General features: G+C 52.2%; 26 protein-coding genes. 14 read left to right on the top strand and 12 right to left on the bottom strand.

Translation table 11 applies throughout. From position 1 onward, the window contains the following. The first annotated feature begins 208 nt into the window (after positions 1-208). Positions 209-757, top strand: coding sequence for a glycine cleavage system protein R (locus tag SPK40_RS22025; protein WP_248143423.1), 549 nt, complete (start codon positions 209-211; stop codon positions 755-757). Between the two features lie 10 nt (positions 758-767). Then, complete coding sequence (gene bcp / locus SPK40_RS22030; protein WP_330961919.1) at positions 768-1,244, top strand: thioredoxin-dependent thiol peroxidase; 477 nt, start codon at positions 768-770, stop codon at positions 1,242-1,244. Positions 1,245-1,281: 37 nt separating this feature from the next. Here the strand turns inward: bcp and SPK40_RS22035 are convergent, their stop codons facing one another. From SPK40_RS22035 to SPK40_RS22045, 3 genes are read right to left on the bottom strand one after another with little or no spacing between them, the layout of a single operon-like run. After that, a complete protein-coding gene (locus SPK40_RS22035; RefSeq protein WP_330961920.1) occupies positions 1,282-2,163 on the bottom strand; it encodes a DMT family transporter in 882 nt (293 codons plus the stop codon). Positions 2,164-2,190: 27 nt separating this feature from the next. Next, positions 2,191-3,258 carry an AI-2E family transporter gene (locus SPK40_RS22040; protein WP_248143417.1) on the bottom strand — a complete coding sequence of 356 codons (1,068 nt, stop codon included), beginning with the start codon at positions 3,256-3,258 and terminating at the stop codon, positions 2,191-2,193. Between the two features lie 7 nt (positions 3,259-3,265). Then, positions 3,266-3,493, bottom strand: a complete 228-nt coding sequence (locus SPK40_RS22045; protein ID WP_330961921.1) for a sulfurtransferase TusA family protein — start codon at positions 3,491-3,493, stop codon at positions 3,266-3,268. 174 nt (positions 3,494-3,667) lie between these two features. On the opposite strand from SPK40_RS22045, the gene SPK40_RS22050 reads away from it, so the two are divergent. The 4 genes from SPK40_RS22050 (at position 3,668) to SPK40_RS22065 (ending at position 6,660) form a co-directional block, all read left to right on the top strand. Then, positions 3,668-5,128, top strand: a complete 1,461-nt coding sequence (locus tag SPK40_RS22050) for a beta-barrel assembly-enhancing protease (protein WP_330961922.1) — start codon at positions 3,668-3,670, stop codon at positions 5,126-5,128. Between the two features lie 144 nt (positions 5,129-5,272). Further along, entirely contained in the window at positions 5,273-5,623 is a 351-nt protein-coding gene (gene arsC / locus SPK40_RS22055) for an arsenate reductase (glutaredoxin) (protein WP_330961923.1), read from the top strand. Next, positions 5,623-6,195: an NAD(P)H:quinone oxidoreductase gene (gene wrbA / locus SPK40_RS22060; RefSeq protein WP_330961924.1), complete on the top strand. Its 573-nt coding sequence runs from the start codon at positions 5,623-5,625 to the stop codon at positions 6,193-6,195. Before arsC ends, wrbA begins: the two co-directional genes overlap by 1 nt. Positions 6,196-6,234: 39 nt before the next feature. After that, positions 6,235-6,660 (top strand): DUF2069 domain-containing protein, encoded by a 426-nt coding sequence (locus SPK40_RS22065; RefSeq protein WP_248143408.1) that lies wholly within the window; start codon positions 6,235-6,237, stop codon positions 6,658-6,660. Positions 6,661-6,734: 74 nt separating this feature from the next. Here the strand turns inward: SPK40_RS22065 and SPK40_RS22070 are convergent, their stop codons facing one another. Beyond that, positions 6,735-7,916 (bottom strand): DUF2066 domain-containing protein, encoded by a 1,182-nt coding sequence (locus tag SPK40_RS22070; RefSeq protein ID WP_330961925.1) that lies wholly within the window; start codon positions 7,914-7,916, stop codon positions 6,735-6,737. 121 nt (positions 7,917-8,037) lie between these two features. Then, positions 8,038-8,277, bottom strand: coding sequence for a hypothetical protein (locus SPK40_RS22075; protein ID WP_330961926.1), 240 nt, complete (start codon positions 8,275-8,277; stop codon positions 8,038-8,040). 36 nt (positions 8,278-8,313) lie between these two features. On the opposite strand from SPK40_RS22075, the gene SPK40_RS22080 reads away from it, so the two are divergent. Next, a complete protein-coding gene (locus SPK40_RS22080; RefSeq protein ID WP_330961927.1) occupies positions 8,314-9,564 on the top strand; it encodes a uracil-xanthine permease family protein in 1,251 nt (416 codons plus the stop codon). 62 nt (positions 9,565-9,626) lie between these two features. Here the strand turns inward: SPK40_RS22080 and upp are convergent, their stop codons facing one another. Next, positions 9,627-10,253 carry a uracil phosphoribosyltransferase gene (gene upp, locus SPK40_RS22085; protein WP_036753143.1) on the bottom strand — a complete coding sequence of 209 codons (627 nt, stop codon included), beginning with the start codon at positions 10,251-10,253 and terminating at the stop codon, positions 9,627-9,629. 194 nt (positions 10,254-10,447) lie between these two features. On the opposite strand from upp, the gene purM reads away from it, so the two are divergent. Together purM and purN are read left to right on the top strand one after the other, a co-directional pair. After that, positions 10,448-11,488, top strand: a complete 1,041-nt coding sequence (gene purM, locus SPK40_RS22090; protein WP_330961928.1) for a phosphoribosylformylglycinamidine cyclo-ligase — start codon at positions 10,448-10,450, stop codon at positions 11,486-11,488. A gap of 3 nt (positions 11,489-11,491) precedes the next feature. Then, positions 11,492-12,136: a phosphoribosylglycinamide formyltransferase gene (gene purN / locus SPK40_RS22095; protein WP_248143399.1), complete on the top strand. Its 645-nt coding sequence runs from the start codon at positions 11,492-11,494 to the stop codon at positions 12,134-12,136. Between the two features lie 77 nt (positions 12,137-12,213). On the opposite strand, the gene SPK40_RS22100 is transcribed toward purN, so the two are convergent. Then, a complete protein-coding gene (locus tag SPK40_RS22100) occupies positions 12,214-13,032 on the bottom strand; it encodes a class II glutamine amidotransferase (RefSeq protein ID WP_330961929.1) in 819 nt (272 codons plus the stop codon). A 29-nt stretch (positions 13,033-13,061) separates the two neighbouring features. After that, positions 13,062-13,646 (bottom strand): D-sedoheptulose 7-phosphate isomerase, encoded by a 585-nt coding sequence (lpcA, locus tag SPK40_RS22105; protein WP_248143396.1) that lies wholly within the window; start codon positions 13,644-13,646, stop codon positions 13,062-13,064. Positions 13,647-13,991: 345 nt separating this feature from the next. Here lpcA and fadE point away from each other — a divergent pair, with 345 nt between their 5' ends. Next, the gene (fadE, locus tag SPK40_RS22110) at positions 13,992-16,445 is read left to right on the top strand and encodes an acyl-CoA dehydrogenase FadE (RefSeq protein WP_330961930.1); all 2,454 of its coding nucleotides are present in this window, start codon (positions 13,992-13,994) and stop codon (positions 16,443-16,445) included. Between the two features lie 100 nt (positions 16,446-16,545). Here the strand turns inward: fadE and SPK40_RS22115 are convergent, their stop codons facing one another. Both SPK40_RS22115 and dnaQ read right to left on the bottom strand, forming a co-directional pair. Beyond that, entirely contained in the window at positions 16,546-17,802 is a 1,257-nt protein-coding gene (locus SPK40_RS22115; protein ID WP_330961931.1) for a TIGR03503 family protein, read from the bottom strand. A 7-nt stretch (positions 17,803-17,809) separates the two neighbouring features. Next, complete coding sequence (gene dnaQ / locus SPK40_RS22120) at positions 17,810-18,541, bottom strand: DNA polymerase III subunit epsilon (RefSeq protein ID WP_330961932.1); 732 nt, start codon at positions 18,539-18,541, stop codon at positions 17,810-17,812. A gap of 53 nt (positions 18,542-18,594) precedes the next feature. On the opposite strand from dnaQ, the gene rnhA reads away from it, so the two are divergent. Further along, on the top strand, positions 18,595-19,062 hold the full coding sequence (gene rnhA / locus SPK40_RS22125; RefSeq protein ID WP_248143392.1) for a ribonuclease HI: 468 nt from the start codon (positions 18,595-18,597) through the stop codon (positions 19,060-19,062). Positions 19,063-19,073: 11 nt separating this feature from the next. Here the strand turns inward: rnhA and SPK40_RS22130 are convergent, their stop codons facing one another. Then, positions 19,074-19,817, bottom strand: coding sequence for a methyltransferase domain-containing protein (locus tag SPK40_RS22130; RefSeq protein WP_330961933.1), 744 nt, complete (start codon positions 19,815-19,817; stop codon positions 19,074-19,076). Between the two features lie 39 nt (positions 19,818-19,856). On the opposite strand from SPK40_RS22130, the gene gloB reads away from it, so the two are divergent. The 3 genes from gloB (at position 19,857) to SPK40_RS22145 (ending at position 22,977) form a co-directional block, all read left to right on the top strand. Further along, complete coding sequence (gene gloB / locus SPK40_RS22135; RefSeq protein WP_248143390.1) at positions 19,857-20,615, top strand: hydroxyacylglutathione hydrolase; 759 nt, start codon at positions 19,857-19,859, stop codon at positions 20,613-20,615. A 71-nt stretch (positions 20,616-20,686) separates the two neighbouring features. Further along, positions 20,687-22,291 (top strand): LysM peptidoglycan-binding domain-containing protein, encoded by a 1,605-nt coding sequence (locus SPK40_RS22140; RefSeq protein ID WP_330961934.1) that lies wholly within the window; start codon positions 20,687-20,689, stop codon positions 22,289-22,291. Next, positions 22,288-22,977 (top strand): YIP1 family protein, encoded by a 690-nt coding sequence (locus SPK40_RS22145; protein WP_248143387.1) that lies wholly within the window; start codon positions 22,288-22,290, stop codon positions 22,975-22,977. The genes SPK40_RS22140 and SPK40_RS22145 overlap by 4 nt, the downstream gene beginning before the upstream one ends. On the opposite strand, the gene SPK40_RS22150 is transcribed toward SPK40_RS22145, so the two are convergent. Then, positions 22,961-23,800, bottom strand: a complete 840-nt coding sequence (locus tag SPK40_RS22150; RefSeq protein ID WP_248143385.1) for an endonuclease/exonuclease/phosphatase family protein — start codon at positions 23,798-23,800, stop codon at positions 22,961-22,963. The two genes, SPK40_RS22145 and SPK40_RS22150, sit on opposite strands and share 17 nt — an antisense overlap. Positions 23,801-24,222 lie beyond the last annotated feature (422 nt).

Below are 24,222 nucleotides of genomic sequence, written 5' to 3' on the forward strand. Positions count from 1 at the left end.
CATAGATGGCCAGAATGTATCCTTCATTGCCCAGCCTGTGATCCCCTGTCAAAAGTCGATTAAACCAGTGAGTTACGCCAGTTGCAGCGCATTACGCAACAAAATATATCTTTCCTCACCATATCATCATTTGTCCCTGTAACTTCATGGCAGGAGATAAGTTTGCTGTGCTACCATGCAAGCATGAATGTCATCAATGTGAAACTGTATGGAACACTACCTCGTTATTACCGCGATTGGCACTGACCGGCCGGGCATTACCGATGAAATCACCCGGCATATCTCCCTGAGCGGTTGCAATATTGAAGACAGCAGGCTGGCGATTTTCGGCAGCGAATTCACTTTTATCCTGCTTTTGTCGGGTACGGCCGCGTCTATTTCGCGGGTCGAGGCAACGCTCCCAATGCGGGCCCAGCAACTCGATTTGCTGACCATGATGAAGCGGACAACCCGGCACGAACACCGTTTTTACCCTTATACGGCTGAATTCCATGTCGAGGGAAACGATGCCCCGGGACTCATTGAGAAGTTCACCCATTTCTGTGCCACACGCCAGATAGACATCTCGGCGCTCAGTGCCCATTCTCAGGAAGAAGATGACAACAGCGGGGAAGACCAGCTGACCCTGCAACTGAGTACCAACCTGCCGGAAGGTTGCAACCTGATGTCTTTACAGGAAGAATTTGAAGATTTGTGCCAGACCGTACAAGTCACGGGCACAGTGACATTTACCGGCCATAATCCGAAAGAAAAATAAGGAACAACACATGCAAACCCTGACTGCAGGAACTCCCGCACCTGAATTCACGCTTCTGGATCAGAATGGTGCACCTGTCAGCCTGAACGATTTCAAAGGGAAAAAGGTTCTCGCTTATTTCTATCCCAAAGCCATGACACCGGGCTGCACCGTCCAGGCTTGCGGATTACGCGACAGCAAAACCGAGCTTGATGCGCATAATGTGGTGGTTCTGGGAATCAGCATTGATCCGGTGAAACGTCTGCCGAAATTTATCGAGCGCGACAAGCTGAATTTTACCCTGCTGTCAGACGAAGACCATGCTGTTGCTGAGCAATTCGGTGTCTGGGGCGAGAAGAAATTCATGGGGAAAATCTACGATGGCCTCCATCGCATCAGCTTCCTGATCAACGAAGACGGTGTGATTGAACATGTCTTCAATAAGTTTAAGACCAAAGATCACCACGAAGTCGTGCTGAACTACCTGAAAGAAAACAATTCCATTTGATTTCTGTCTGTCACAAGGCCGCATGATGCGGTCTTTTTCATTGCCTGCCCCGGTTTTGTTCGGGTTGCGGGACAGGCTTAAACCACAACACCACCGCAATACCGCCTAATATTGCTGCTGAGGCAATCAACAGCCGGGCGCTCACTGACTCCGACAGAAAAATAACCCCGCCCATTGCAGCCAGCACAGGCACACTGAGCTGAACGGTTGCCGCACTCATTGCTGTCAGCAGAGGCAGAACACTGTACCAGACGGCATATCCGACACCGGATGCAATTCCACCAGACAGGATGGCATATATCACGCCAAGCCGATCAAGATGCGTCCCCCCGGCAATCAGACAACAAACTACAGCCATCGGCACCGCCCGCAGAAAATTTCCAGCCGTAATTTGCAGGGGGTCTTTCGCCCCTTTTCCTCTGAGGGTATAGATTCCCCATGCGCCTCCGGCCGTCAGCATGAGGATTGCCCCCTGCCAGGAAGGCGCAGATACGCCGGGGAGCAAAAGGACGACCAGACCAGCCAGTGCCAGCACAAAGCCCGCCAATTGCCAGATTGTCATTCTTTCTCCGCGCCATAACGCGACGGCCATCATGGTGATCTGAACTGCGGCAAATAACAGCAATGCACCGGTTGCCGCCGTCAGGCTCAGATAGGCAAAAGAGAAACCGGCTGCGTAGATAAACAGAGAAAAAGCAGAGATCCAGCTGCCTGCCGGTCTGGCGCTGAGTGTATGTGCCGGTGTTTTCAGCGCATGAAGCAACCACAGCAAAACCGCACCCGATGCTAACCGGATCAGGGTAAAACTCGCGGGATCGATGTCAGTTTCAGACAGAGCAATTCTGTTGAGAAGAGAGTTGGCCGCAAAAGCAAGCATGGCCAGGGAGGTGAACATCAATACTCTGAACGGTATCGGCATGCTCCCCTCCCGTGATTTAATCGTCAGTTATGGCGTATCTTCAGCATGGTCAGTGGCTGGCAGAGCATGCCAGACCGCTTTTACCAGTGTAGCCAATGGGATCGCGAAAAAGACACCCCAGAAACCCCATAAGCCACCAAAAACCAGTACCGATACAATAATCGCGACCGGATGGAGGTTCACCGCTTCTGAAAACAGCACCGGAACCAGGACATTCCCGTCCAGTGCCTGAATAATGCCGTACGCCACCAGCAGCCACCAGAAATCCGGTGTCAGCCCCCACTGAAACAAACCAACCATGGCAACAGGCACCGTCACGGCCGCAGCACCGATATAAGGGATCAGAACGGAAAGCCCCACCAATACCGCCAGCAGCAGAGAGTAACGCAGGTCAAGCAGAGCAAACGTAATATAGCTGGCAACACCGACGATAATGATTTCCGTGACTTTACCGCGAATATAGTTTGAGATTTGCTCGTTCATCTCCTCGCCGACTTTACTGGCGAGACGACGGTTTCTCGGTAACAGCCGGCCTAGTGTACTGAGCATTTCATCTTTATCTTTCAGCAGGAAGAAGACCAGCAGCGGCACCAGAATCAAATAGACTGCCAGCGTCGCCAGGCTCAGCAGCGAGGCCACCGAACCTTTCAGAGCGGTTTCCCCCATCCCCAGCACTTTGGTTCGCATACTGTTCATCACTGTGGTGATCTGCTCCGGCTGAACCAGTTCAGGATATCGTTCTGGCAGGCTGGAGACATAACGCTGCAGATCATTAAACATGCTGGGAACATCTGAAAGCAGATTGCTGATCTGATGCCAGATCATCGGGATCAGGCCAAAGACCGCCATTACCATCAGACTAGTAAACAGCAACAGGACCAGCGTAACCGCTAAGGTACGGGGAACCCGGAGCCGGGTCAGATACATGACCGGCCACTCAAGTAAATAAGCCAGTACGATAGCGACCAGCAAAGGCGCGATCAGGTTGCCGAAAAAATAAATGGTGATGAAGCCCACCAAGAGAATCGCCACCAGACTGACCGCGTGAGGGTCAGAAAACCTGCGCTGATACCAGCGACTTATCATTTCCAGCATAAAAGCGTCACAACCTTTTAGTAACGGTAATCACAAGTAATTGTGGGTCATCTGACTGCACCCGGACGTCAAAGCCCTGATGCCGCAGATAGCGGGGTATATCCTGCCGGGCGCCCGTGTCACAAACATGAATGTCCAGGGAGTATCCGACACCCAGTCCATGGCAGGCCCGTTTCGCAATCAGTAACGCCAGCGGACAGCGGGCATCAGTTAAATCCAGCTTGGGTATTTCCATTCTTGTGCACTGGCGGTTATTATCCAACAGGTTATTGTAAATAACATGATGGCGACAAGAAAGAAACAGCCTGGATATTTTGTTGTCATATCAGTTAATACATCGATTATTTGACTGCTATCGGCTTCGTAATCGAAATAACAACAACCTGTAATGAAGGCGACCATCATTTCTATGCTTCGATTGACCAAAAAGCCAGTTTGCCTGCTGCTCTGTGCACTGCTGAGTTCAGCCCCGACAATAACTCAGGCAGAAGCGTCTCCGGAAGATCTTCCTGAGATCGGAACCACTGCGGCCTCAACACTGACCATCGAAAAAGAGCTGGAATACGGCGATGCCTACATGCGCATGCTGCGGGCCAGCAAGCCGATTATCAATGACCCGCTGCTCTCTGAATACGTGCAGGATCTGGGGCATAAGCTGGTTGCCAATGCACAGGATGTACGCACCCCCTTTGAGTTTTTCCTGATCCAGAATCGCGAAGTGAACGCCTTTGCTTTTTTTGGCGGTCACGTCGCGCTGCACTCCGGTCTTTTCCTTCATGCCCAGAGTGAGAGTGAACTGGCCTCAGTCATGGCACACGAAATCGCTCACATCACCCAGCGCCATCTGGCACGGAGCATGGAAGATCAGGCGAAGAAATCACCGGCGACGATGGCCGCACTGATTGGCTCCCTGATGTTAGCCATTGCCTCACCGGAGGCCGGTATTGCAGCCATCCAGGCCACCACAGCGGCTTCGGTGCAGGGGCAGATCAACTATACCCGCAGCAATGAAATGGAAGCTGACCGGATTGGTATCGCGACTCTGGCAAAATCGGGTTTCGACGTTCAGGCTATGCCAACCTTTTTTGGTCGTCTGGCCGATCAGTACCGCTATGCCAGCACCCCGCCTGCCATGCTGCTGACTCACCCGCTGCCGGAATCCCGTATCGCAGATACCCGCAACCGTGCTGCGCAATATCCGCCGCACCGGGTTCAGATTTCCGAAAACTATCTGCTGGCACAGGCCAGAGTGATTGCACGCTATGCCAACCTCGACAGCCGGAATGCGCTGGACTGGTTTGAACGCAAAAACAAAAAAGCCCATGGGGCCGAAAAAATGGCCGTCGACTACGGAAAAGCGCTGGTACTGATGGACAGCGGCAAATACAAAGAAGCAGAAGCATTGCTGATGCCTTTGCTCAAAGCAGAACCCGGCAACCGTTTCTTCATCGATTCAGCAACCGACCTGGATCTGTTCCTGAAACGCTACGACAATGCCATCAACCGACTGCAACAGGCACTGAAATCCAACCCAGCCAATGCAGTGCTGAGGCTGAATCTGGCGCATACGCTTCTGAAAGCCGGGCGGGCAAAAGATTGTCTGACATTACTCAGCCGATTTACCTACGACAACCCTGATGATATCAACGGCTGGAACATGCTGGCCGAAGCCTATGCCGGAACCGGCCGCCGGGATGGTGAGCTGGCTGCGCGGGCCGAAGTGATGGCCCTCCGCGGCGACTGGGAAAAAGCAATCCAGAACTACATTCAGGCCAGCCAGATCGTGGAAGTCGGCTCACTGGATCAGGCCCGATACGATGCCCGTATCGACCAGTTACGCCTGGCGCGGGCCCGATTTGCCGATTTGTAGCCCCGTCCGACCCTCACAAAGCAGATCCGGCTAACAGACTCAGGGGATTCTCTTTTCCTGTTGCCGGACAGTCCACTACAATATCAGTCATTTAGCCCGCCGAATCCGGCGGGCATGACCATTCTGATGCTCTCAGGAGAAACTATGTCTATCACGATTTATCACAATCCACGCTGCTCCAAGAGCCGTGAAACGCTGAACCTGCTGGAAAGTAAAGGGATTGAACCGGAAATCATCAAGTATCTGGAAGAAACCCCGTCTGCAACCCAACTCGCAGAACTGCAACGTAAACTTGGCTTTGACTCTGCCCGTCAGATGATGCGGACAAAAGAAGATATTTATCAGTCCCTGAACCTTGGCGATGCGTCCGTGTCGGAGCAGGCTCTGCTGGACGCTATGGCAGCCAACCCGAAACTGATTGAACGCCCGATTGTCGTCAATGGTGACAAAGCCGCGCTGGGCCGTCCGCCGGAACAAGTGCTGGATATTCTGTAATGCTGCCTGTTCTGGTGCTGTACTACAGCAGGCACGGCAGCACCCGGCAGCTGGCACGCCAGATCGCCCGGGGGATCGGACAAGTCGCTGGCTGTGAAGCCATCCTGCGCACCGTGCCGGATATCCGGGCAAGCGGTGAGCAGGAAGCTGTCTCTGACGGTGACCCTTTTGTCACTCAGGCCGATCTCGATACCTGTCAGGGGCTGGCTTTAGGGAGTCCGGTGTGCTTTGGCAACATGGCTGCACCACTGAAGCACTTTATCGACAGCACCAGTGCACAATGGCTGTCCGGCAGCCTGATTGGCAAACCAGCCTGTGTGTTTACAGCGTCATCTTCCATGCATGGCGGGCAGGAAACAACGTTACAGTCAATGTTACTGCCACTGCTGCATCATGGCATGCTGGTGCTGGGTCTGCCCTACTCTGAGCCGCTCCTGCATACGACACAATCCGGAGGTACCCCTTACGGGGCATCTCACCTGAATCAGCAGGGCGGTCTGACTGAAGATGAAGCCGCTCTGGCACAGGCATTAGGAAAAAGGCTGGCACAGACAGCCCTTAAGTTGCAATAAGTGACGTCCTGCGTGAAATCGCAGCGAAAGGATTTGATCATGAAACCAATGAGCCCCTCGACCCAGAATCTGCGCTACTTTGCGCTGACCGCGAACCTGTCACTGCTGCTATGGGTTGCACTCTGGCAAAGCGTGATTTCCCCGCACCCGCACCTGAACAACTATGTTGTTGCCGGGATGTGGATACTGCCCTTGCTGTTGCCGATGAAAGGAATTCTGGAGGGGAAACCTTACACGCACGCCTGGGCCAACTTCATCCTGATGTTTTACTTCCTTCATGCCCTGACTTTGTTGTGGGTCGATGGCGGTGAGCGCTGGCTGGCTCTGGTCGAACTGGGACTGACCATTGCTGCTTTCTTCGGCAACATTCTGTTTGCCCGGGCACGCGGACGGGAACTCGGCAACAAGCTGAAGAAACTGTCTCAGGTCGAACGTGAAGAGCGCGAAGCTCACGGCGATAAATAATTGTCGTTAAGTAAAAAAGAACCCCGGCTGTCTGGCCGGGGTTCTTTTTTCAATCATTTAACTGCTGTCTGCGTTCAGGCATTGGGATTCCAGTAATACTGGCTGATTCCGGATGCTACTGAACTGCGGGTGGCAGACACATCGAGCTGAGGCAGCGGCTCAGAGGCCGAACCCTCACGGGATGTCGGAACAATGATACCTTCGGGTGCTGCACCGGCTGATGAACCCTCTGCTGGCAGCTCACGCACCAAAGAAGTCACCGGCTGCGACTGAAGACGAGGTTCCATACTCAGCTCACGGGCAAACGCCTGCTCGTTACTCAGCAACCGGATTGAAAAACGAACCCGGTCGCCCTGCAGATGGGTCGCGTTCACTTCAGCCACTGAACTCATCGCTTTCAGCAACGATTCCAGCTGGAAGAAATCTTCGACATGACGGATATTTGCCACTTCAATCGCAAATCCGCCCTCAGTTGCCCCACCCAGCTGAATGGCATACCGCGCAGCCAGATTATCGGCCACCGTATTCATCATCTCCTGGATTGCCGCCGGGCCGCTGGTACGCCCCTCAACCGGCTCTGCTTTCCCGTCCAGCATCGCTGCCGGAGAATCCGGGAACAGCTGCCAGTTGAGCTGTGTTTTCTCACCACTGCCCTTCACGCGAACAACCATCACAGCATCAGGCTGGTAACGGGAACTCGCCTTCGCAATTGGCTGTGCAAATCCGCCCCAGAGATCCGGTACACTGATTGCCGTCACATCTTCAAAATCTCCAATCGGCAGCAATAGTGGCAAGCCCCGCAGTGCAGCCGCCTGATTCAGGGGACTTTGCAGTGCATTCCCGGACTGATCGAACACAATTGTGCGATCACGGCTCTTGTCCTCAATCAGCCAGACCAGAATGGTCGGACGCTGTTCTGACCAGAAGGTCGCATTCGCCTGAGTCAGCAGTGTACGGATTTTCTCGCGGTCGAAGCTGACATCCAGCATCGGCTGGCCATTCACGCTGCCGCGGCCCAATTGACTGACGTAAGCGCTGTTATTTTCCAGTGCTTTCAGAATCACTTCATTGTCGGCAATATTGCTCTGGCCTGAGACCTTCACCAGCACCTGCTGCAAAGCTGTTGCTCTTGCAGTCTGAGCCGTCTGGCTGTCTGTATCCGGCAGGGAAACCTGCGCCTGATATAAAGTTTCAACCGTTGCAGCCTGAAGCGGCAACGCCATCAGCGCTCCAAAGAAAAAAGCAAAACGCCACATAAATCACTCGTAGAATTTCAGTGTTAGCCAAGGATGTCAGACATCCCGTAATTCGTTTTTATCCATCGCAGCCTGCCATTCCATGGCCAGACTCGCTGACAGGCCTAACTATACCTCAGGCTCAGACAAATAACGTTATTTGCCATAAAAAAATACCAAAAACGGGCAGACGTTGGCGTTCTGAACAAAAAACGCCATGTCTGCCAGCAGCCGCTTCAAGCCAAACCGCAATTTTATCTCCTGAAACACAGCAGAAAATCGCAGCTTGTTCGGGTGAATTCACACGCCCTGCGCCATCAATGACAAGATCATAAATTAATGTGCCGGAACACTGGGGAAACGTTTGCTCTTGTGCTAGCATTGCGCGATTTTTTTATACCAAGGGAGAATTGTGACAATGATGCAGATATTACAAGGGGTACAAATGCTGTTTGTAGCATTTGGCGCTCTGGTTCTGGTCCCGCTGTTAACCGGTCTGGACCCCAATGTTGCCCTCTTTGGTGCCGGTATTGGTACTCTTCTTTTTCAAGTCATCACGAAACGCAGCGTTCCTATCTTCCTTGCCTCCTCTTTTGCTTTTATCGCTCCCATTCTTTACGGTGTGCAAGCCTGGGGTATTCCCGCAACGCTCGGTGGTCTGATGATGGCCGGTGTGGTTTACCTGCTGATGGCCACAATCATCAAAGTTCGCGGTGTTGGCATCATCCATAAGTTATTGCCTCCAGTCGTGGTTGGTCCGGTCATCATGGTGATTGGTCTTGGCCTGGCGCCAGCCGCAGTGAATATGGCCCTGGGAAAAAGCGGTGACGGTTCAATCCAGATCGTCAACGGTGATGCCGCGCTGTGGATTGCCTGCATCTCTCTGCTGGTCACCATTCTGGTCAGCGTGTTCGCAAAAGGGATTTTCAGACTGGTCCCTATCATCGCGGGCATCCTGGCTGGTTACGGAACCAGTTTGTTCTTTGGTGTCGTCGATTTCACGCCAGTACAGGAAGCCAGCTGGTTCGCCATGCCGAACTTCACCATGCCTGAATTCAACATCAATGCCGTGCTGTTCATGATTCCGGTTGCGATTGCGCCGGCCGTTGAGCACGTCGGCGACATGCTGGCGATTTCCAATGTCACCGGTAAAGACTACCTGAAAAAACCGGGCCTGCATCGCACCATGGCCGGCGACGGCGTAGCAACCATTGCGGCCTCTCTGGTCGGTGCGCCACCGAATACGACATATTCTGAAGTAACTGGTGCGGTCATGCTGACGAAAGCCTTCAATCCGGCCATCATGACCTGGAGTGCAGTTACCGCAATTATACTGGCCTTTGTCGGTAAACTGGGTGCCACACTGCAAACCATCCCTGTCCCAGTCATGGGCGGGATCATGATCCTGCTGTTCGGCTCAATTGCGACTGTCGGCCTGAATACCCTAATCAAAAATCAGGTTGACCTGCATAAATCCCGTAACCTGGTCATTGTTGCTGTCACGCTGGTGTTCGGGATTGGCGGCATGGCCTTCGGGATTGGCGAGTTCAGTCTGCAGGGCATCAGCCTGTGCGGTATCGTTGCGATTGTCCTGAACCTGGTCCTGCCAAAAGATCTGGGTGAAAGTAAGGTTGTCGACAACGCCCAAATAGAATCATCTGACGCATAAACTTTCTTGCTTCGGAAACAAAAAAACCGGCGCAATGCCGGTTTTTTTATTCATCAGATGAATTATTTGGTGCCGAAGATCTTGTCACCTGCATCACCCAGACCCGGAACGATGTAGCCCTTGTCATTCAGCTTCTCGTCAATTGCTGCGGTGTACAGCTCAACATCCGGATGTGCTTTCTCCAGTGCAGCGATACCTTCAGGAGCAGCGACCAGAACCAGCACCTTAATGGAGCTGCAACCGTGCTCTTTCAGCAGATCGATCGTCGCAATCATAGAACCACCGGTTGCCAGCATCGGGTCAACCACCAGCGCCATACGCTCATCAATGTTGGAAGCCAGCTTATGGAAATAAGGGACAGGCTCCAGTGTTTCTTCATCACGATAGATACCGACCGTACTGATACGGGCGCTTGGCATGTGCTCCAGCACACCATCCATCATGCCCAGACCTGCACGCAGAATCGGTACAACAGTCACTTTCTTCCCTTTGATCTGTTCTACCTGAACCGGGCCGTTCCAGCCTTCAATCGTGATGGTTTCTGTTTCGAAGTCAGACGTCGCTTCATAAGTCAGCAGGCTACCCACTTCCGTCGCCAGCTCGCGGAAACGCTTGGTGCTGATGTCACCTTCACGCATCAGACCAATTTTATGCTTCACCAGCGGGTGTTTTACCTCAACGACTTTCATCTTGGACTCCTACACAACAAAGTTTCAAAAAAATCGATCCATTATACACTAGACCATCCTCATACAGGTAGGAAATAGCGACTTGTCTGGTCAGGTTTCCGTCACCAGGAATATTTGACGCAAACGTTTTCCTTTCCGTCCTGACTACTGTTATCATACTGCGGATTTTACGATTTAACCGGTGAGGATCTGTTGTGAGCGGTAATCATTCTTCTCTAAGTTACAAAGATGCAGGTGTCGATATTGATGCAGGGAATGCCCTGGTTGATCGAATCAAAGGGGTGGTCAAACGCACGACACGTCCTGAAGTGATGGGCGGTCTGGGTGGTTTTGGTGCCTTGTGCTCACTGCCGACCAAATACAAAGAGCCAGTGCTGGTCTCCGGGACTGACGGTGTCGGTACAAAGCTGCGTCTGGCGATGGATCTGAAGAAACATGACACCATTGGAATCGATCTGGTCGCGATGTGTGTCAATGACCTGATTGTACAGGGTGGTGAACCGCTGTTTTTCCTCGACTACTACGCCACCGGCAAATTGGATGTCGATACCGCGGCCAGTGTTGTCAGCGGAATTGGTGAAGGTTGCGTACAGGCCGGTTGTGCTCTGATTGGCGGCGAGACTGCTGAAATGCCGGGCATGTACCACGGCGAAGATTACGATGTCGCAGGATTCTGTGTGGGCGTAGTTGAAAAGTCTGAAATTATCGACGGCACTAAAGTTCAGGCAGGTGATGCCCTGATTGCTGTTGCTTCCAGCGGCCCTCACTCCAACGGTTATTCACTGATCCGTAAAATCATCGAAGTCTCTCAGGCCGATCTGAGCAAAGACCTCGAAGGGAAATCTCTGGCAGAACACCTGCTGGAGCCCACCCGTATTTATGTCAAATCAGTTCTGAAACTGATGGAAAGCTGCGAACTGCACGCAATTTCGCACATTACCGGCGGCGGTTTCTGGGAAAACATTCCACGCGTCCTGCCAGAAGGCACCAAAGCGGTCATCGACGGTAAAAGCTGGGAATGGCCGGCAGTGTTCAACTGGCTGCAGCAGGCTGGTAACGTAGAAACCCATGAAATGTACCGCACATTCAACTGCGGCGTTGGTCTGGTCATTGCTCTGCCTCAGGCTCAGGCAGCACAAGCGGTCGAACTGCTCAACGCTGAGGGCGAAAACGCCTGGCTGCTGGGTACCATTGCACAGGCTGCCGAGGGTGAAGCCCAGGTGGAGATCAACTAAACAATGAAAAACATTGTTGTCCTTATTTCCGGCAGCGGCTCGAACTTGCAGGCTATCATTGATGCCTGTGAAAGTGATGTCATCACACACGGCCGCATAGCTGCCGTGGTTTCGAACAAAGCCGATGCTTATGGTCTGGAACGAGCCCGTAATGCCGGCATTGCAACAGCCCATCTGGCCGCGAAAGATTATGCTGATCGTGACACTTTCGATCGGGCACTGGCTGAAATCATCGACGGATATCAGCCGGATCTGGTCGTTTTGGCCGGTTATATGCGGATCCTGAGCAGCGAATTCGTCCGTCACTATGAAGGCCGGATGCTGAACATCCACCCGTCTCTGCTGCCGAAATATACCGGCCTGCATACCCACCAGCGAGCGCTGGATGCCGGTGATACCGAGCACGGTACCAGTGTCCATTTCGTTACTGAAGAACTGGACGGCGGACCTGTCATCCTGCAAGCCAAAGTCCCAATCTTCGAGGGCGATACTGCCGACGAAGTGATGGCCCGAGTACAGCAGCAGGAACACCGCATTTATCCGCTGGTCTGTCAGTGGTTCCTGGAAGGCCGGGCGGTCATGCAGGATGACGCAGCTTATCTGGATGGCGCTCGTCTGGCACAGCATGGTTACGCTGCTGACGAATAATTGCCCCATAAGATGTAGTTACAAGAGATACAAAAAAGCGGCTTTCACAGCCGCTTTTTTTATGGTTTCAAAACAGATTAACTCTGGCCGGGGGATGGCGGTGGCGCTTCCGGCACGGCCAGTTTCCGATTGAAGATCAGCTCCCCATAATGGAAAACGGCGAATTCACCGGTTTCCATTTTGTGCCAACGCTCATCATTGGTCAGCGGCTGGGTCGCAATGACCGTCACCACATCATTGGGTGTGGTTTCCTGCTGAAAATCTATCGTCACATCTTCATCAATCAGCGATGCTTTCCCGAAAGGCGCCCTTCGGGTGATCCAGTGAAGGTTGTTGGAACAGTAAGTGAGGACGAACTCTCCGTCGCTCAACAGCATGTTGTATACACCGAGCTTTCGCAGGTCGTCACAACGCTCAGCAATCAACTGAAATATCTGGCTCCAGTCTTCCGGCGGCTGAGGAAAGTGTGAATCAATCTGGTTCAACAACCAGCAAAAAGCGATTTCACTGTCGGTATCCCCCACAGGCTGATAACGACCGGTTTCCAGCGATTCATACCCAGACAACTGGCCATTATGGGCAAAAGTCCAGTAACGCCCCCACAACTCACGGGTAAACGGATGTGTATTTTCCAGACACACCCCGCCCCGGTTGGCTTGGCGGATATGGCTGATCACCGCGCAGCTTTTAATCGGATACTGTTGAACCAGCTCTGCAATCTTCGAATGACAGCTGGGCTTCGGATCTTTGAAAGTACGAAATCCCTTTCCTTCATAGAAAGTGATCCCCCAGCCGTCTGCATGCGGACCGGTCCGGCCACCCCGCTGCATCAGGCCAGTAAAGCTGAAGCAAATGTCCGTTGGCACGTTGGCACTCATGCCAAGCAATTCACACATGTTACCGTCTTCCTCAGTACAACGCTGATTTACTCAGCACCCGCCATTTCCTTTTCAACCAGCATAATCAGAATGTGAATGATCTTGATGTGTACTTCCTGAATACGATCAGCATAGCCGAAATGCGGCACACGAATTTCCACATCGGCCAGTCCGGCCATTTTGCCGCCGTCTTTCCCCGTCAGCGCAATCACTTTCATGCCTTTCGCTTTAGCCGCTTCAATCGCTTTGAGAATATTGCCGGAATTCCCCGAGGTCGACAGACCGAACAACACGTCGCCTTTTGCGCCGACCGCTTCCAGATAACGTGAAAAGACATATTCATAACCAAAATCATTACTGACACAAGACAGATGACTCGGATCTGAAATCGCAATCCCAGGATAGCCCGGACGGTTATCGCGATAACGGCCAGTCAGCTCTTCAGCAAAATGCATGGCATCACAGTGTGAACCTCCATTCCCGCATGACAGTACTTTACCACCCTGCTTGAATGATTCGGCCAGCAGCTTGGCTGCCGCTTCAATATCTGCCAGATTCTTTTCATCGCTGATAAATCGATTCAGTACATCAGCCGCTTCAGTCAGCTCGGAACGAATGAGATCTTGGTACATAGGCTTTTCTCTGTGAATGATTGATGATGCAAGGATATGCCCTGGCTGGCAGTTTACCTACAAACCCTAGGAAGTGTCGACTCGCTGTACGGCAAAACCAGTGATTTACGCCCAATATCAGTTGCTAAGCCAGTAAGGAAACCGTTTTCCCGCCTTTTTTTCATCCCTTTTGTCGCCTTATTCATCAAACCGCAATGCGAACTTACTCCTCAAATCACAAAAAAAGTTTTTACATTTCGGCAAACTTCATCTTACACTTAAACCAAGTGGTATGACCTCTTACCTATTCATTCAATAAAACATTAAATACCCTAAGAGAATATTCCTGATTAAGGAGAAGATAGAATGGCTACACTCGTGTACTTGCTGGGGTTACTGGGGATAACCGGACTGCTCGCTTATCACCGGGCCGGTCTGCGAACCTTTACCCTGGTTTTTGCGGCCGCTCTGGCAGCCGGCACACTGCTGGATATCACAGGCGAATACAGCTGGCTGGCTTTCCTGATCATTGCCTTACCGCTGAACCTGCAGGCGCTTCGTCAGAAACTGCTGAGTAAACCAGCACTCAAAGCCTTCAAAGGTGTGATGCCTGAAATGTCGTGCACTGAAAAAGAAGCGATTGATGCCGGTACAGTCTGGTGGGAAGCCGATCTGTTCCGTGGTGCGCCAGACTGGAACAAACTACATGACATTCCGGCTCCTCGCCTGAGTGCTGAAGAAAAAGCGTTTCTGGACGGTCCGGTCAACGAAGTCTGCCGCATGGTCGACGACTTCGAAATCACCCATGATCTGGCTGACCTGCCACCTGAGATCTGGCAATACCTGAAAGACAACAAATTCTTCGCCATGATTATCAAGAAAGAATATGGTGGTCTGGAGTTTTCAGCGTATGCCCAGTCACTGGTCCTGCAAAAACTGTCCAGTGTCTCAATGGTGCTGTCTTCTACCGTAGGTGTACCGAACTCTTTAGGTCCGGGCGAACTGCTGCAACACTATGGTACTGAAGATCAGAAAAACCATTACCTGCCACGTCTGGCTGCCGGTAAGGAAATTCCTTGTTTTGCACTGACCAGTCCGGAAGCCGGCTCTGACGCAGGCTCAATTCCTGACTTTGGTATTGTGAAAAAAGGCCAGTGGCAGGGCGAAGAAGTTCTGGGAATGGAACTGACCTGGAACAAGCGTTATATCACGCTTGCTCCTGTCGCCACCGTGCTGGGTCTGGCCTTTAAACTGTACGACCCTGAGCATCTGCTGGGTGACGAAGAAGAGCTGGGCATCACCTGTGCACTAATTCCAACCGATCTGGAAGGCGTGAAAATCGGCCGTCGCCACTTCCCGCTGAACGTACCGTTCCAGAATGGTCCGACACAAGGTGACAAGATTTTCGTGCCACTGAGCTTCATCATTGGTGGTCAGGACATGGCCGGTCAGGGCTGGCGTATGCTGGTTGAATGTCTGTCGGTTGGCCGCGGCATTACGTTGCCGTCAAACACCACAGGCGGCCTGAAAACCACCGCCCTGGCAACAGGTGCTTACGCTCGTATCCGCCGTCAGTTCAAACTGCCAATCGGCAAGATGGAAGGGATTGAAGAGCCACTGGCTCGCATTGCGGGTAACGCCTATGTTCTGGATGCAGCCAGTGCGCTGACCGTCTCCGGGATTGACCTGGGTGAGAAACCATCTGTGATCTCCGCGATTGTGAAGTATCACTGTACCCATCGCAGCCAGCGCGGCATCATCGATGCTATGGATATCATTGGCGGTAAAGGGATCTGTCTGGGTCCGAACAACTTCCTGGCTCGTGGTTATCAGGGCGCGCCGATTGCTATCACGGTTGAGGGTGCCAACATTCTGACCCGTTCTATGATCATCTATGGTCAGGGTGCGATCCGCTGCCATCCGTACGTCCTGGCTGAAATGAACGCTGCATACAACGAAGATCAGCGTCAGGCACTGACCGACTTCGACGGTGCGTTATTTGGCCACGTGGGCTTTGTCATCAGTAATCTGGTCCGTTCTTTCTGGCTGGGTCTGACCGACGGTCGCGGCTCATCTGCACCACGCAAAGATGCAACCAAACGCTACTACCAGCAACTGAACCGCTACAGTGCCAACATGGCCCTGCTGTCTGACATGTCGATGGCTGTGCTGGGCGGCTCACTCAAACGCAGAGAGCGCCTGTCCGCTCGTCTGGGTGACATCCTGAGCCAACTGTATCTGGCGTCAGCTACCCTGAAGCGCTATGCCGATGATGGCTGCAAGCAGGAAGATCTGCCGCTGGTTCACTGGGGTTTACAGGACGCGCTGTATCAGTCTGAGCAGGCAATCGACCAGTTCCTGCGTAACTTCCCGAGCCGTATCGTTGCAGGTCTGTTACGTGTCATGATCCTGCCACTTGGCCTGTCCCGCGTTCAGCCAAGCGACAAACTGGATCACAAGCTGGCCATGATGCTGCAAACGCCATGTGAAACCCGTGACCGTCTGGGTCGTGGTCAGTTCCTGGAAGCGATTGAGAGCAATCCGGTGGGTATGATGGAAGCTGCACTGAAAGACATTCTGGCTGCAGAACCCCTGTATGACCGTGTCTGTCAGGCAGCAGGCAAGAAACTGCCGTTCATGCAACTGGACCTGGTTGCTGAAACCGGGCTGGAACTGAAAGCCATTAATGAAGATGAAGCCGCACTGCTGCGCCGCGCTGAGGCAGGCCGCCTGCGTACTATCAACGTTGATGACTTTGACCCCCAGCGTCTAATCGCCGATGTATCCGACATGCAAAAAGACATTGAGGACGCAGCGTAATTTGCTGACACCACAATGAAAACAACGATATCAACAAAAAAGGGAAGCGTAATGCTTCCCTTTTTATTTACTGTGACCCAAAAGCCTTTAATGTTCCCGCTTACACTTTCATGTCCGGCGGAATTTCCAGCTTCGTTGAATCAGATTCAGACACAGCAGGCTTGTTCCTTCTTCTTCTGAGCAGAAGCCAGACCGCAGCAATCAGTACAATCACACCATTTCCGCCCAGAATCAGCTTCCACACCTGGCTTCTGGCCGCTCTCTGTTCTTCCAGCCGGCGCTTTTCTGCCTCTAGCCGCGCTTTCTCTTCCTGACGAGCCTTAAACTCTTCGAGATTTTTATCCAGCTGCAGGACGGATGTAATCGCAAAATGGCTCTTCTGTAACGGAAAGACCAGCGGACGCTGCTGGAATGTATCGGTGGCATACAACCAGCCCGACCAGGCATAGCTCCCGGGCTTTTGCAGATTTGGCACTGTTATTTCCAGGCTTGTCGCTTCCGGCTCTGCCTGCTCCTGACTGACCGTCACACTGCCATCCGGGGCTTCCTGCTCAACATGCGCCGACAGCGAGCCCGGTACGATCATACCTTCATCAGAGGTCACCACCAGCTGATGAGATTCTTCCGCGGTTCTGGCCTGAATAAACGCAGATAACAACGGCGGCGGATACACCAGAACCTCCTGCTCGTAAGTGCGCAGGAAAATGCCATTGCCAGAAGTGATTTTCACCCGATATCGGCCGGGCTGAATATCAACCGGGAGCGCTACGGTAAAGACCCCGTCACCCGGTGCTTCATCCAGCCCCAGTCCGTCATCCGCAAACTCCCCCAGCGACAGAGGCGTCGGCAGCGAGTCCTCAGCCAGCGTTTCCGGCTGATCCACATATTCGTAGAAATTAACCGACATTTTGACCCGGTCAAGAAAATCACGTTCCTTCAGCAGCTCACCATCCTGGGTCAGCCGCGCTGTGAATTTGTAGCTTTCGTTCTGATAAAGCCGCTCAGGCAAAGCGGCCACATCCAGTTTCAGGTTTGAAAGAACTTTAACCTGATTGTGCTGACTGACCCTGCCGACAGCCTGCCAGGGGCCGGGCATCGGATTTTCAATGGTAATAATGTCCATACCTGACTCTTCGTGCCAGGCCACATTGTCCGGATGCCGCCATGGGTAATATTTCACCCCGTCAGGCCTCACCAGAACCACATTCTGGTTCTTGGTTTCCCGTTCCACCACGAAGGCCACCTGTTTGACGGTTGGATCAACCCTGAAGCGGTTATCCAGCCAAGACGCAGCCTGAACACTTTGCGTGCCAAGCAGCGCCGGAATCAATGTAGACAGTAACGCTAGCCTTCGCATAGTTCTCCTATTGACGCCAGAGTGTGACGTCGCCTTTTTTCTCAATGATATCTAAACGCGCTTCGTGCGCTTCTAGTTCATCGGCAGAAGCCCGGATAACCTTTAATGTTTTCCGTCCGCTGGTCAGACGTCGTATGCCACTTTCTGCACCACTGTCACTATCTTCTCCGGTTGCATGCAGGGCCAGCGACGTCTGGCCGCCGGTCATCATCAGATAAACATCGGCCAGAATTTCGGCATCGAGCAAGGCCCCGTGGAGCGTCCGGTGCGAGTTATCAATCCCGTAACGCGAACAGAGCACGTCCAGGTTGTTCCGTTTCCCCGGGAAAATCTTTTTCGCCATTTCCAGGGTATCGGTCACGGAACAGTAATCCGTGGTCTTCCCTATCGACGGGTCAAGCTTGCGGAATTCATAGTCCATAAACCCGATATCGAAGGGCGCGTTATGAGCAACCAGCTCCGCCCCGCGAATAAAGTCCATGAACTCGTGATGAATTTCCGCGTAAGTTGGCTTATCACGCAGGAATTCATCCGTAATCCCGTGGACCGCAACCGCTTCGGCATCAATCGGCCGATCGGGTTTGATATACACATGGAAGGTCCGGCCGGTGAATTTACGATTGATAATTTCCACCGCACCGATTTCCACAATGCGATGCCCTTCGTAGTGAGGGCCGGTCATATTCATACCGGTTGTTTCGGTATCGAATACAATTATGCGTTCATTGGTGGCATTCATAGTATTGGTTATGTCAGACTAAGTTTTTTATCTTAAGACGAATACTACCAAAGATGACCAAGCAGGTAGAAATTTTCACCGACGGTTCTTGCCTCGGCAACCCGGGCCCGGGTGGTTATGGCACAATTTTGCGGTATAAAGGCCATGTCAAAGAGCTGAGCGACGGCTTTTTCATGACAACCAACAACCGGATGGAGCTGCTGGCAGCGATTGTCGGACTGGCGAGTCTGAAAGAGTCATGCAGCGTTGATTTGACAACGGACAGTCAGTACGTCCGTCAGGGCATCACCCAGTGGATTCATAACTGGAAAAAACGCGGCTGGAAAACTGCCGACAAAAAGCCGGTCAAAAATGCGGATCTCTGGCAGCAGCTGGATAAAGAAACGCAGCGCCATCAGGTCCGCTGGCATTGGGTAAAAGGCCATGCTGGTCACCCTGAGAATGAACGTTGTGACGAGCTGGCACGACAAGCTGCAGAATCCCCGGTCAAAGATGACCATGGTTATCAGGAAGCCGGATAATTCGTTTCAGTTTAACCTGACTGCTTTTCACTGGCCCGGGTACGGCAGTTCACACTGATTGGTGTCAGCTGCCGTCTCATTTTCCAGCTCGGTTTAATAGGCTTGAGCGGGAAAGTACGTTTTCTGGCCACAATCAAGTACATTCCGCCGATGCCGGATAAGGTGCCGGAAAGCATGCTTTCCGCCCAGGCGGAAAATGCCGGAGACTGGGTCGGCGGCAGTATCGCCAGATTTTCATGAAAGACCACTTCATAGTTCAGTACGCCCAGCCAGTCTTTCACCCGCATCGGCATGAACATCCGGCCAGACCATGGCGCCCGCTTCCGGTTCCAGGGAAACAGACCCCGTAAACCATGCAGACTGAGCGGATTATAACCGCTGATCAACAGGTAACCGTCATCGACCAGCACCCGGTCGACTTCCCGCAGCAGGTTGTGCGGATCCCGGCAAAAATCCAGCTGATGCGCTAAGACACAGGCATCAAAAGATTTTTCCAGAAACGGCAATGCCATCGGATCCGCCTCCAGATTCCGAAGCGGATTATCGCGATCAATACAAACCTGATGCCGGATGTTACAATGGCCACTGACGAGTTCGCAGCTCAGGCCGCCCAGTTTCAGCAAATGGTAGCCAAACAGTCTCGGCCACCACTCGTCCAGCTGGGCCTGCAGCAGTTGTGCCGCCCATTCTCCCTGTACCAGCTGATACCAGGAATAGGGTGTGTCGATGTATTTTATCGTGCGGGCTGGCTTCATAAATGATGATTCACCACATCAAGGACTGGAGACAATTTTATGTTAACGATGAAGAGCATACCTGCATTTCACGACAATTACATCTGGCTGATCCAAGGGCCGGATAACCGCTGTGTTGTCGTTGACCCCGGGGATGCCACGCCAGTCCTGGCCCGACTTCACGAAGAGTCACTGACTCTGGAGGCCATTCTGATCACCCACCATCATCATGATCATGTCGGCGGAATCAGCGAGCTCAAACGCGCTTTCCCTTCTTGCAATATTGTAGGCCCTGGCAGCGAAGCGATCCCCGGCTTAACGCAATCTGTTGAAGATGGCGACCAGATCGACATATTCGGAGAGCGCTTTATGGTGTTAAGTGTCCCGGGCCATACAGCCGGCCATATTGCATATGTGGGTGATGAAAAGCTTTTCTGCGGCGATACTTTATTTTCCGCCGGGTGTGGTCGCCTTTTTGAGGGAACGCCCGCTCAAATGTACAATTCGTTACAAAAATTAGCAGCCCTGCCCGATGAAACTGAAGTTTTTTGTGCACATGAATACACCAGCAGCAATCTGGCCTTTGCCTTAGTTGCCGAGCAGGACAACCCGCACCTGCAGCGTTACCGGGAAGACGTCAGTTTGCGCCGTGCGCGCGGAATCAGTACCATTCCATCCAGCATGGGGCTGGAAAAACGAGTGAATCCGTTCCTGCGCTGTGACCAGCCGAGTATCAAAAAAGCAGTTGCAGATAAGGCGGTTAATGACAGCGACCTCGAGACCTTCGCCGCTCTGCGCCGATGGAAGGACAATTTTTGAAGGGCTGTCACTTGTAACCTGTACCTTCCGCCAAGTATTATCACCTGCGATTTTGGCTAAAGGCAGGTTACATGAAATCCCGATTTTTTTTAGCAAGTGCGCTGCTGTTGGCGGGTTGTCAGATCACAGAAAATTCACAACAAGAATCTGTGGCAACCAATCAAGAAAGTGCAGCCACTGCGCAAGATGACAGTCATTCGACTATCACACAGAATGACACCGATGGTGCCTCTCCGCTTGTCACATCGACACAACCCCAAGTCGCAGCAGAAGAACCTGTGCCCGTGGTCACCCCGCAGGAACAGGATGACGTCTGGCAGCGTGTTGCAATGCAGTTGCGTATTGATGTGCCAGATAATAAGCAGGTGAATTATTATCGAAACTGGTACCTGAAACATCCAGGTCATTTCTCCATTGTTTCTTCACGTGCTGAGCCTTTCCTTTACTACATCACTGAAGCTGTCGAAAAGCGTGATATGCCCCTTGAGCTGGCCCTGCTGCCAATTGTAGAAAGCTCTTTCGACCAGTTCGCATACTCCCATGGCCGCGCGGCCGGACTGTGGCAAATTATCCCGGGAACGGGCCGACAGTTTGGCCTGAAGCAAAACTGGTGGTATGACGGCCGTCGTGATGTCGTGCAGTCTACCGAGGCCGCATTAGATTTGCTGGCATACCTCAATCGCCGTTTCGACGGAAACTGGCTTCATGCACTAGCTGCTTATAACTCTGGTGAGGGGCGTGTTTTCCGGGCGATTCGTGAAAATAAAAAAGCCGGAAAGCCGACTGACTTCTGGGCACTGGATTTACCTCAGGAAACCAGTGGCTATGTGCCGAAATTACTGGCAGTAGCTGACATCATTAAGAACCAGGAAAAATATGGTGTCGACGTTCCTTTCATTGCCAATGAACCTGCCGTTGAAACTGTCGATCCCAAGACCCAGATGGATCTGGCAATGGCAGCGAAATACGCAAAGATTTCTCTGTCTGAGCTGAAAGCGCTGAACCCGGCCTATAACCAGTGGGCAACGTCACCTGATGATCAGACCCACCTGCTGCTACCAGCGGATAAAGTCGATACATTCAATCAGGCTTTTGAAAAAAGCGGCCGTCAGGGCATGAAAGTGATCCGTTATCAGATCAAATCAGGAGACAGCCTGAGTGTGCTGGCGAAAACCCACCATACTTCAGTTGATCTGATTCAACGGGCAAACAAAATCGATGGTTCAAGTATTCGTGCCGGTAAATATATCCTGATCCCAGTGGCGATGAACGGCGAAAATGCATTCCCGAGCCTGACCAGCGAAGTTCGCTCTCAGGTCAGTCATGGGGGCGGCTATCGCACAATTTACAAAGTTGAATCCGGTGATAATCTGTGGACCATCGCGAAGAAACAAAAAGTCAGTATTAAAGAGATCATGAAGTGGAATGGGCTGAGCAAAAAGTCTACGCTACAAATTGGTCAGAAGCTGAATATCTGGAAAACCAGTAAAAATGGGGGCGTCATCCGGACTGTGTATTACGAAGTCCGTTCAGGCGATAACCTCAGCGTCATTGCAGATAAGTTCAAAGTGAAACTGGCCGATGTGATCAAATGGAACCAGCTCGGTGACAAAAAGTATCTGCAGCCGGGTCAGAAACTCAAACTGTTTGTTGACGTGACCAAGGTAAGTGTATGACACCCTCAGCAAACCCATTCATTGCCATGCTGGATGTCTTCCGTTCACCGGTAGATTGTTTCACAGCCGTTCATCAGCGCCCCAAATGGGCGCTGATGCCCTACTTACTGCTCATCATGGCGCCTTTCGGCCTCTGGGGCAGCTATTTTAACCAGGTTGATATGGCATGGTTGCAGGAAACCCTTCGCAGCCAGCTTTCAGTGCTGGCTGACGAGAGTCAGTTGCAATGGTTAACGAAAGAAGTCTTACTGGCCGGTGAGATTTTCAGTGACATTTTCGGCCGCACTGCCAACCTGCTCCTGCTGGCATTATGGCTGAACCTAGCGACCAAAAACAGCGGCGCCCCTCAGAGCTTTGGGAAATGGCTGGCGGCAAGCTGTTTTATCATGCTTCCCGGACTGATTGGCGATCTCGCGAGCTATCTGAACATCCTGTTCAACCCGACCCAGGCTTTACCGAACACGGCCGACCTGAACAGCCTGAATGCATTCCTGAAATTGCCCATGGATAACCCCTGGGCTGCATTAGCATCCAGTATTCCACTGCTGGCTCCCTGGTATATTGCCCTGACCTATATTGTGGTCAGCTTGTGGTGCGGGATTGATCGCGCCAAGGCTATTGTCATCGCTGCACTGCCCTGGCTGTTAGTGCTGGTTGTCTGGCCACTGCTTATTCTGACAACCTGAAGCGGGCAATAATTGGATGATGATCTGAGGCGTCCGTGACAGGCGCCTCTGCTTTTTCCAGCCGCATACCGCGATAAAATAAGTGATCCAACGGCCATCCTAACACTCTGACCCTCAGATCCTGCTCTAACGTTACTTCGTGCAATCCCAGCAGTTCAACAAACCGGGCGAGCACATCCATTCTTTCCTGTCGCCAGGTATTGAAATCTCCAGCCAACAGCACTGGCCCCTTCGCTTTTTCCAGTTCATCCGCTAAGGCTTCAAATTGCGCCTCATATTCCTCAATTCCCCAGGCAAAGTTAATTCCATGCAGGTTCACGACCGTCAAAGTTGTCCCGTCAGAAAGAGGAAAGGTTGCCAGTAAAGCCGATTTTGGCAAACGCAGCCAGGGCTCCATCGCCAAATAAGCACACGTCGTTTTTGCCGGGTTCCGTGATAAATTCATTACGCCAGCTTGTGTATCCAAGAATGAGAAGGCGTTCGCCATGACGACCTGCCACTGAGCCTCTCTGAGGTATTGCTGAAAATCAGCTGTCAGACTCGACTCCTGTAAGAGCACAATATCACTTCCCTCACTGAAAGCATCTAATGCCGTTCGCCAGTTCTCCCGCTGCTCTTTATAAATATTCCAGACAGTCACTTGCAACTGACCCTGTCGATCGATGAACGCTTCAGGCTCAGCTTCGTAACAGCGAACCTCTGCACGGTCAATGTCAGAACCAACAGTTAACTCCGGCTGCGGCGGCACATGAAATGAAAAGTAGGCTCCGCCTCCGGACAAAATAGCTGCAATTCCCATCAACAATATCAAGCGTCTGAGCATTCACTCTTCCTTTCTCTATTCCTAGATCCAGCTTACAGGATTCCGTCGCAGCCTCTGTTTCACCTGAAAAAGATTCTTTTCACAAGAATGGCTCATTAAGTCAGCGCTGCGTTTTCTCCTGCACAATCATCTGCGCATCTTATCACCATGAGATGTACGGATTAACTCCCTGAGGCTCTGTTTCCTCCGAAGATCTTGGAGCAAAGAAGGCTGAAAATTTGAATTCACGATGAGCGCCTACCTTTCAGAACTCAGTCATCAGCAGCAGCACAATTTACGAAGCGCGGATCTGTGGCGTGTTTCTTTGCTAGCCAGCCAAACAGCAAATACAAAAAAGCCTCAGCATAACTGCTGAGGCTTTCGAAGGTGGCAGGGGTGGAGAGATTCGAACTCCCAACACGCGGATTTGGAATCCGCTGCTC

It is taken from the genome of Photobacterium sp. 53610 (genome assembly GCF_036409375.1).
Taxonomy (GTDB): domain Bacteria; phylum Pseudomonadota; class Gammaproteobacteria; order Enterobacterales; family Vibrionaceae; genus Photobacterium.

What these genes read in the sequence shown, in the direction of transcription:
- SPK40_RS22025 (WP_248143423.1), top strand. Translation starts at nt 209, where the DNA reads ATGGAACACTACCTCGTTATTACCGCGATTGGCACTGACCGGCCGGGC.
- bcp (WP_330961919.1), top strand. Translation starts at nt 768, where the DNA reads ATGCAAACCCTGACTGCAGGAACTCCCGCACCTGAATTCACGCTTCTG.
- SPK40_RS22035 (WP_330961920.1), bottom strand. Translation starts at nt 2,163, where the DNA reads ATGCCGATACCGTTCAGAGTATTGATGTTCACCTCCCTGGCCATGCTT.
- SPK40_RS22040 (WP_248143417.1), bottom strand. Translation starts at nt 3,258, where the DNA reads ATGCTGGAAATGATAAGTCGCTGGTATCAGCGCAGGTTTTCTGACCCT.
- SPK40_RS22045 (WP_330961921.1), bottom strand. Translation starts at nt 3,493, where the DNA reads ATGGAAATACCCAAGCTGGATTTAACTGATGCCCGCTGTCCGCTGGCG.
- SPK40_RS22050 (WP_330961922.1), top strand. Translation starts at nt 3,668, where the DNA reads ATGCTTCGATTGACCAAAAAGCCAGTTTGCCTGCTGCTCTGTGCACTG.
- arsC (WP_330961923.1), top strand. Translation starts at nt 5,273, where the DNA reads ATGTCTATCACGATTTATCACAATCCACGCTGCTCCAAGAGCCGTGAA.
- wrbA (WP_330961924.1), top strand. Translation starts at nt 5,623, where the DNA reads ATGCTGCCTGTTCTGGTGCTGTACTACAGCAGGCACGGCAGCACCCGG.
- SPK40_RS22065 (WP_248143408.1), top strand. Translation starts at nt 6,235, where the DNA reads ATGAAACCAATGAGCCCCTCGACCCAGAATCTGCGCTACTTTGCGCTG.
- SPK40_RS22070 (WP_330961925.1), bottom strand. Translation starts at nt 7,916, where the DNA reads ATGTGGCGTTTTGCTTTTTTCTTTGGAGCGCTGATGGCGTTGCCGCTT.
- SPK40_RS22075 (WP_330961926.1), bottom strand. Translation starts at nt 8,277, where the DNA reads ATGCTAGCACAAGAGCAAACGTTTCCCCAGTGTTCCGGCACATTAATT.
- SPK40_RS22080 (WP_330961927.1), top strand. Translation starts at nt 8,314, where the DNA reads ATGATGCAGATATTACAAGGGGTACAAATGCTGTTTGTAGCATTTGGC.
- upp (WP_036753143.1), bottom strand. Translation starts at nt 10,253, where the DNA reads ATGAAAGTCGTTGAGGTAAAACACCCGCTGGTGAAGCATAAAATTGGT.
- purN (WP_248143399.1), top strand. Translation starts at nt 11,492, where the DNA reads ATGAAAAACATTGTTGTCCTTATTTCCGGCAGCGGCTCGAACTTGCAG.
- SPK40_RS22100 (WP_330961929.1), bottom strand. Translation starts at nt 13,032, where the DNA reads ATGTGTGAATTGCTTGGCATGAGTGCCAACGTGCCAACGGACATTTGC.
- lpcA (WP_248143396.1), bottom strand. Translation starts at nt 13,646, where the DNA reads ATGTACCAAGATCTCATTCGTTCCGAGCTGACTGAAGCGGCTGATGTA.
- fadE (WP_330961930.1), top strand. Translation starts at nt 13,992, where the DNA reads ATGGCTACACTCGTGTACTTGCTGGGGTTACTGGGGATAACCGGACTG.
- SPK40_RS22115 (WP_330961931.1), bottom strand. Translation starts at nt 17,802, where the DNA reads ATGCGAAGGCTAGCGTTACTGTCTACATTGATTCCGGCGCTGCTTGGC.
- dnaQ (WP_330961932.1), bottom strand. Translation starts at nt 18,541, where the DNA reads ATGAATGCCACCAATGAACGCATAATTGTATTCGATACCGAAACAACC.
- rnhA (WP_248143392.1), top strand. Translation starts at nt 18,595, where the DNA reads ATGACCAAGCAGGTAGAAATTTTCACCGACGGTTCTTGCCTCGGCAAC.
- SPK40_RS22130 (WP_330961933.1), bottom strand. Translation starts at nt 19,817, where the DNA reads ATGAAGCCAGCCCGCACGATAAAATACATCGACACACCCTATTCCTGG.
- gloB (WP_248143390.1), top strand. Translation starts at nt 19,857, where the DNA reads ATGTTAACGATGAAGAGCATACCTGCATTTCACGACAATTACATCTGG.
- SPK40_RS22140 (WP_330961934.1), top strand. Translation starts at nt 20,687, where the DNA reads ATGAAATCCCGATTTTTTTTAGCAAGTGCGCTGCTGTTGGCGGGTTGT.
- SPK40_RS22145 (WP_248143387.1), top strand. Translation starts at nt 22,288, where the DNA reads ATGACACCCTCAGCAAACCCATTCATTGCCATGCTGGATGTCTTCCGT.
- SPK40_RS22150 (WP_248143385.1), bottom strand. Translation starts at nt 23,800, where the DNA reads ATGCTCAGACGCTTGATATTGTTGATGGGAATTGCAGCTATTTTGTCC.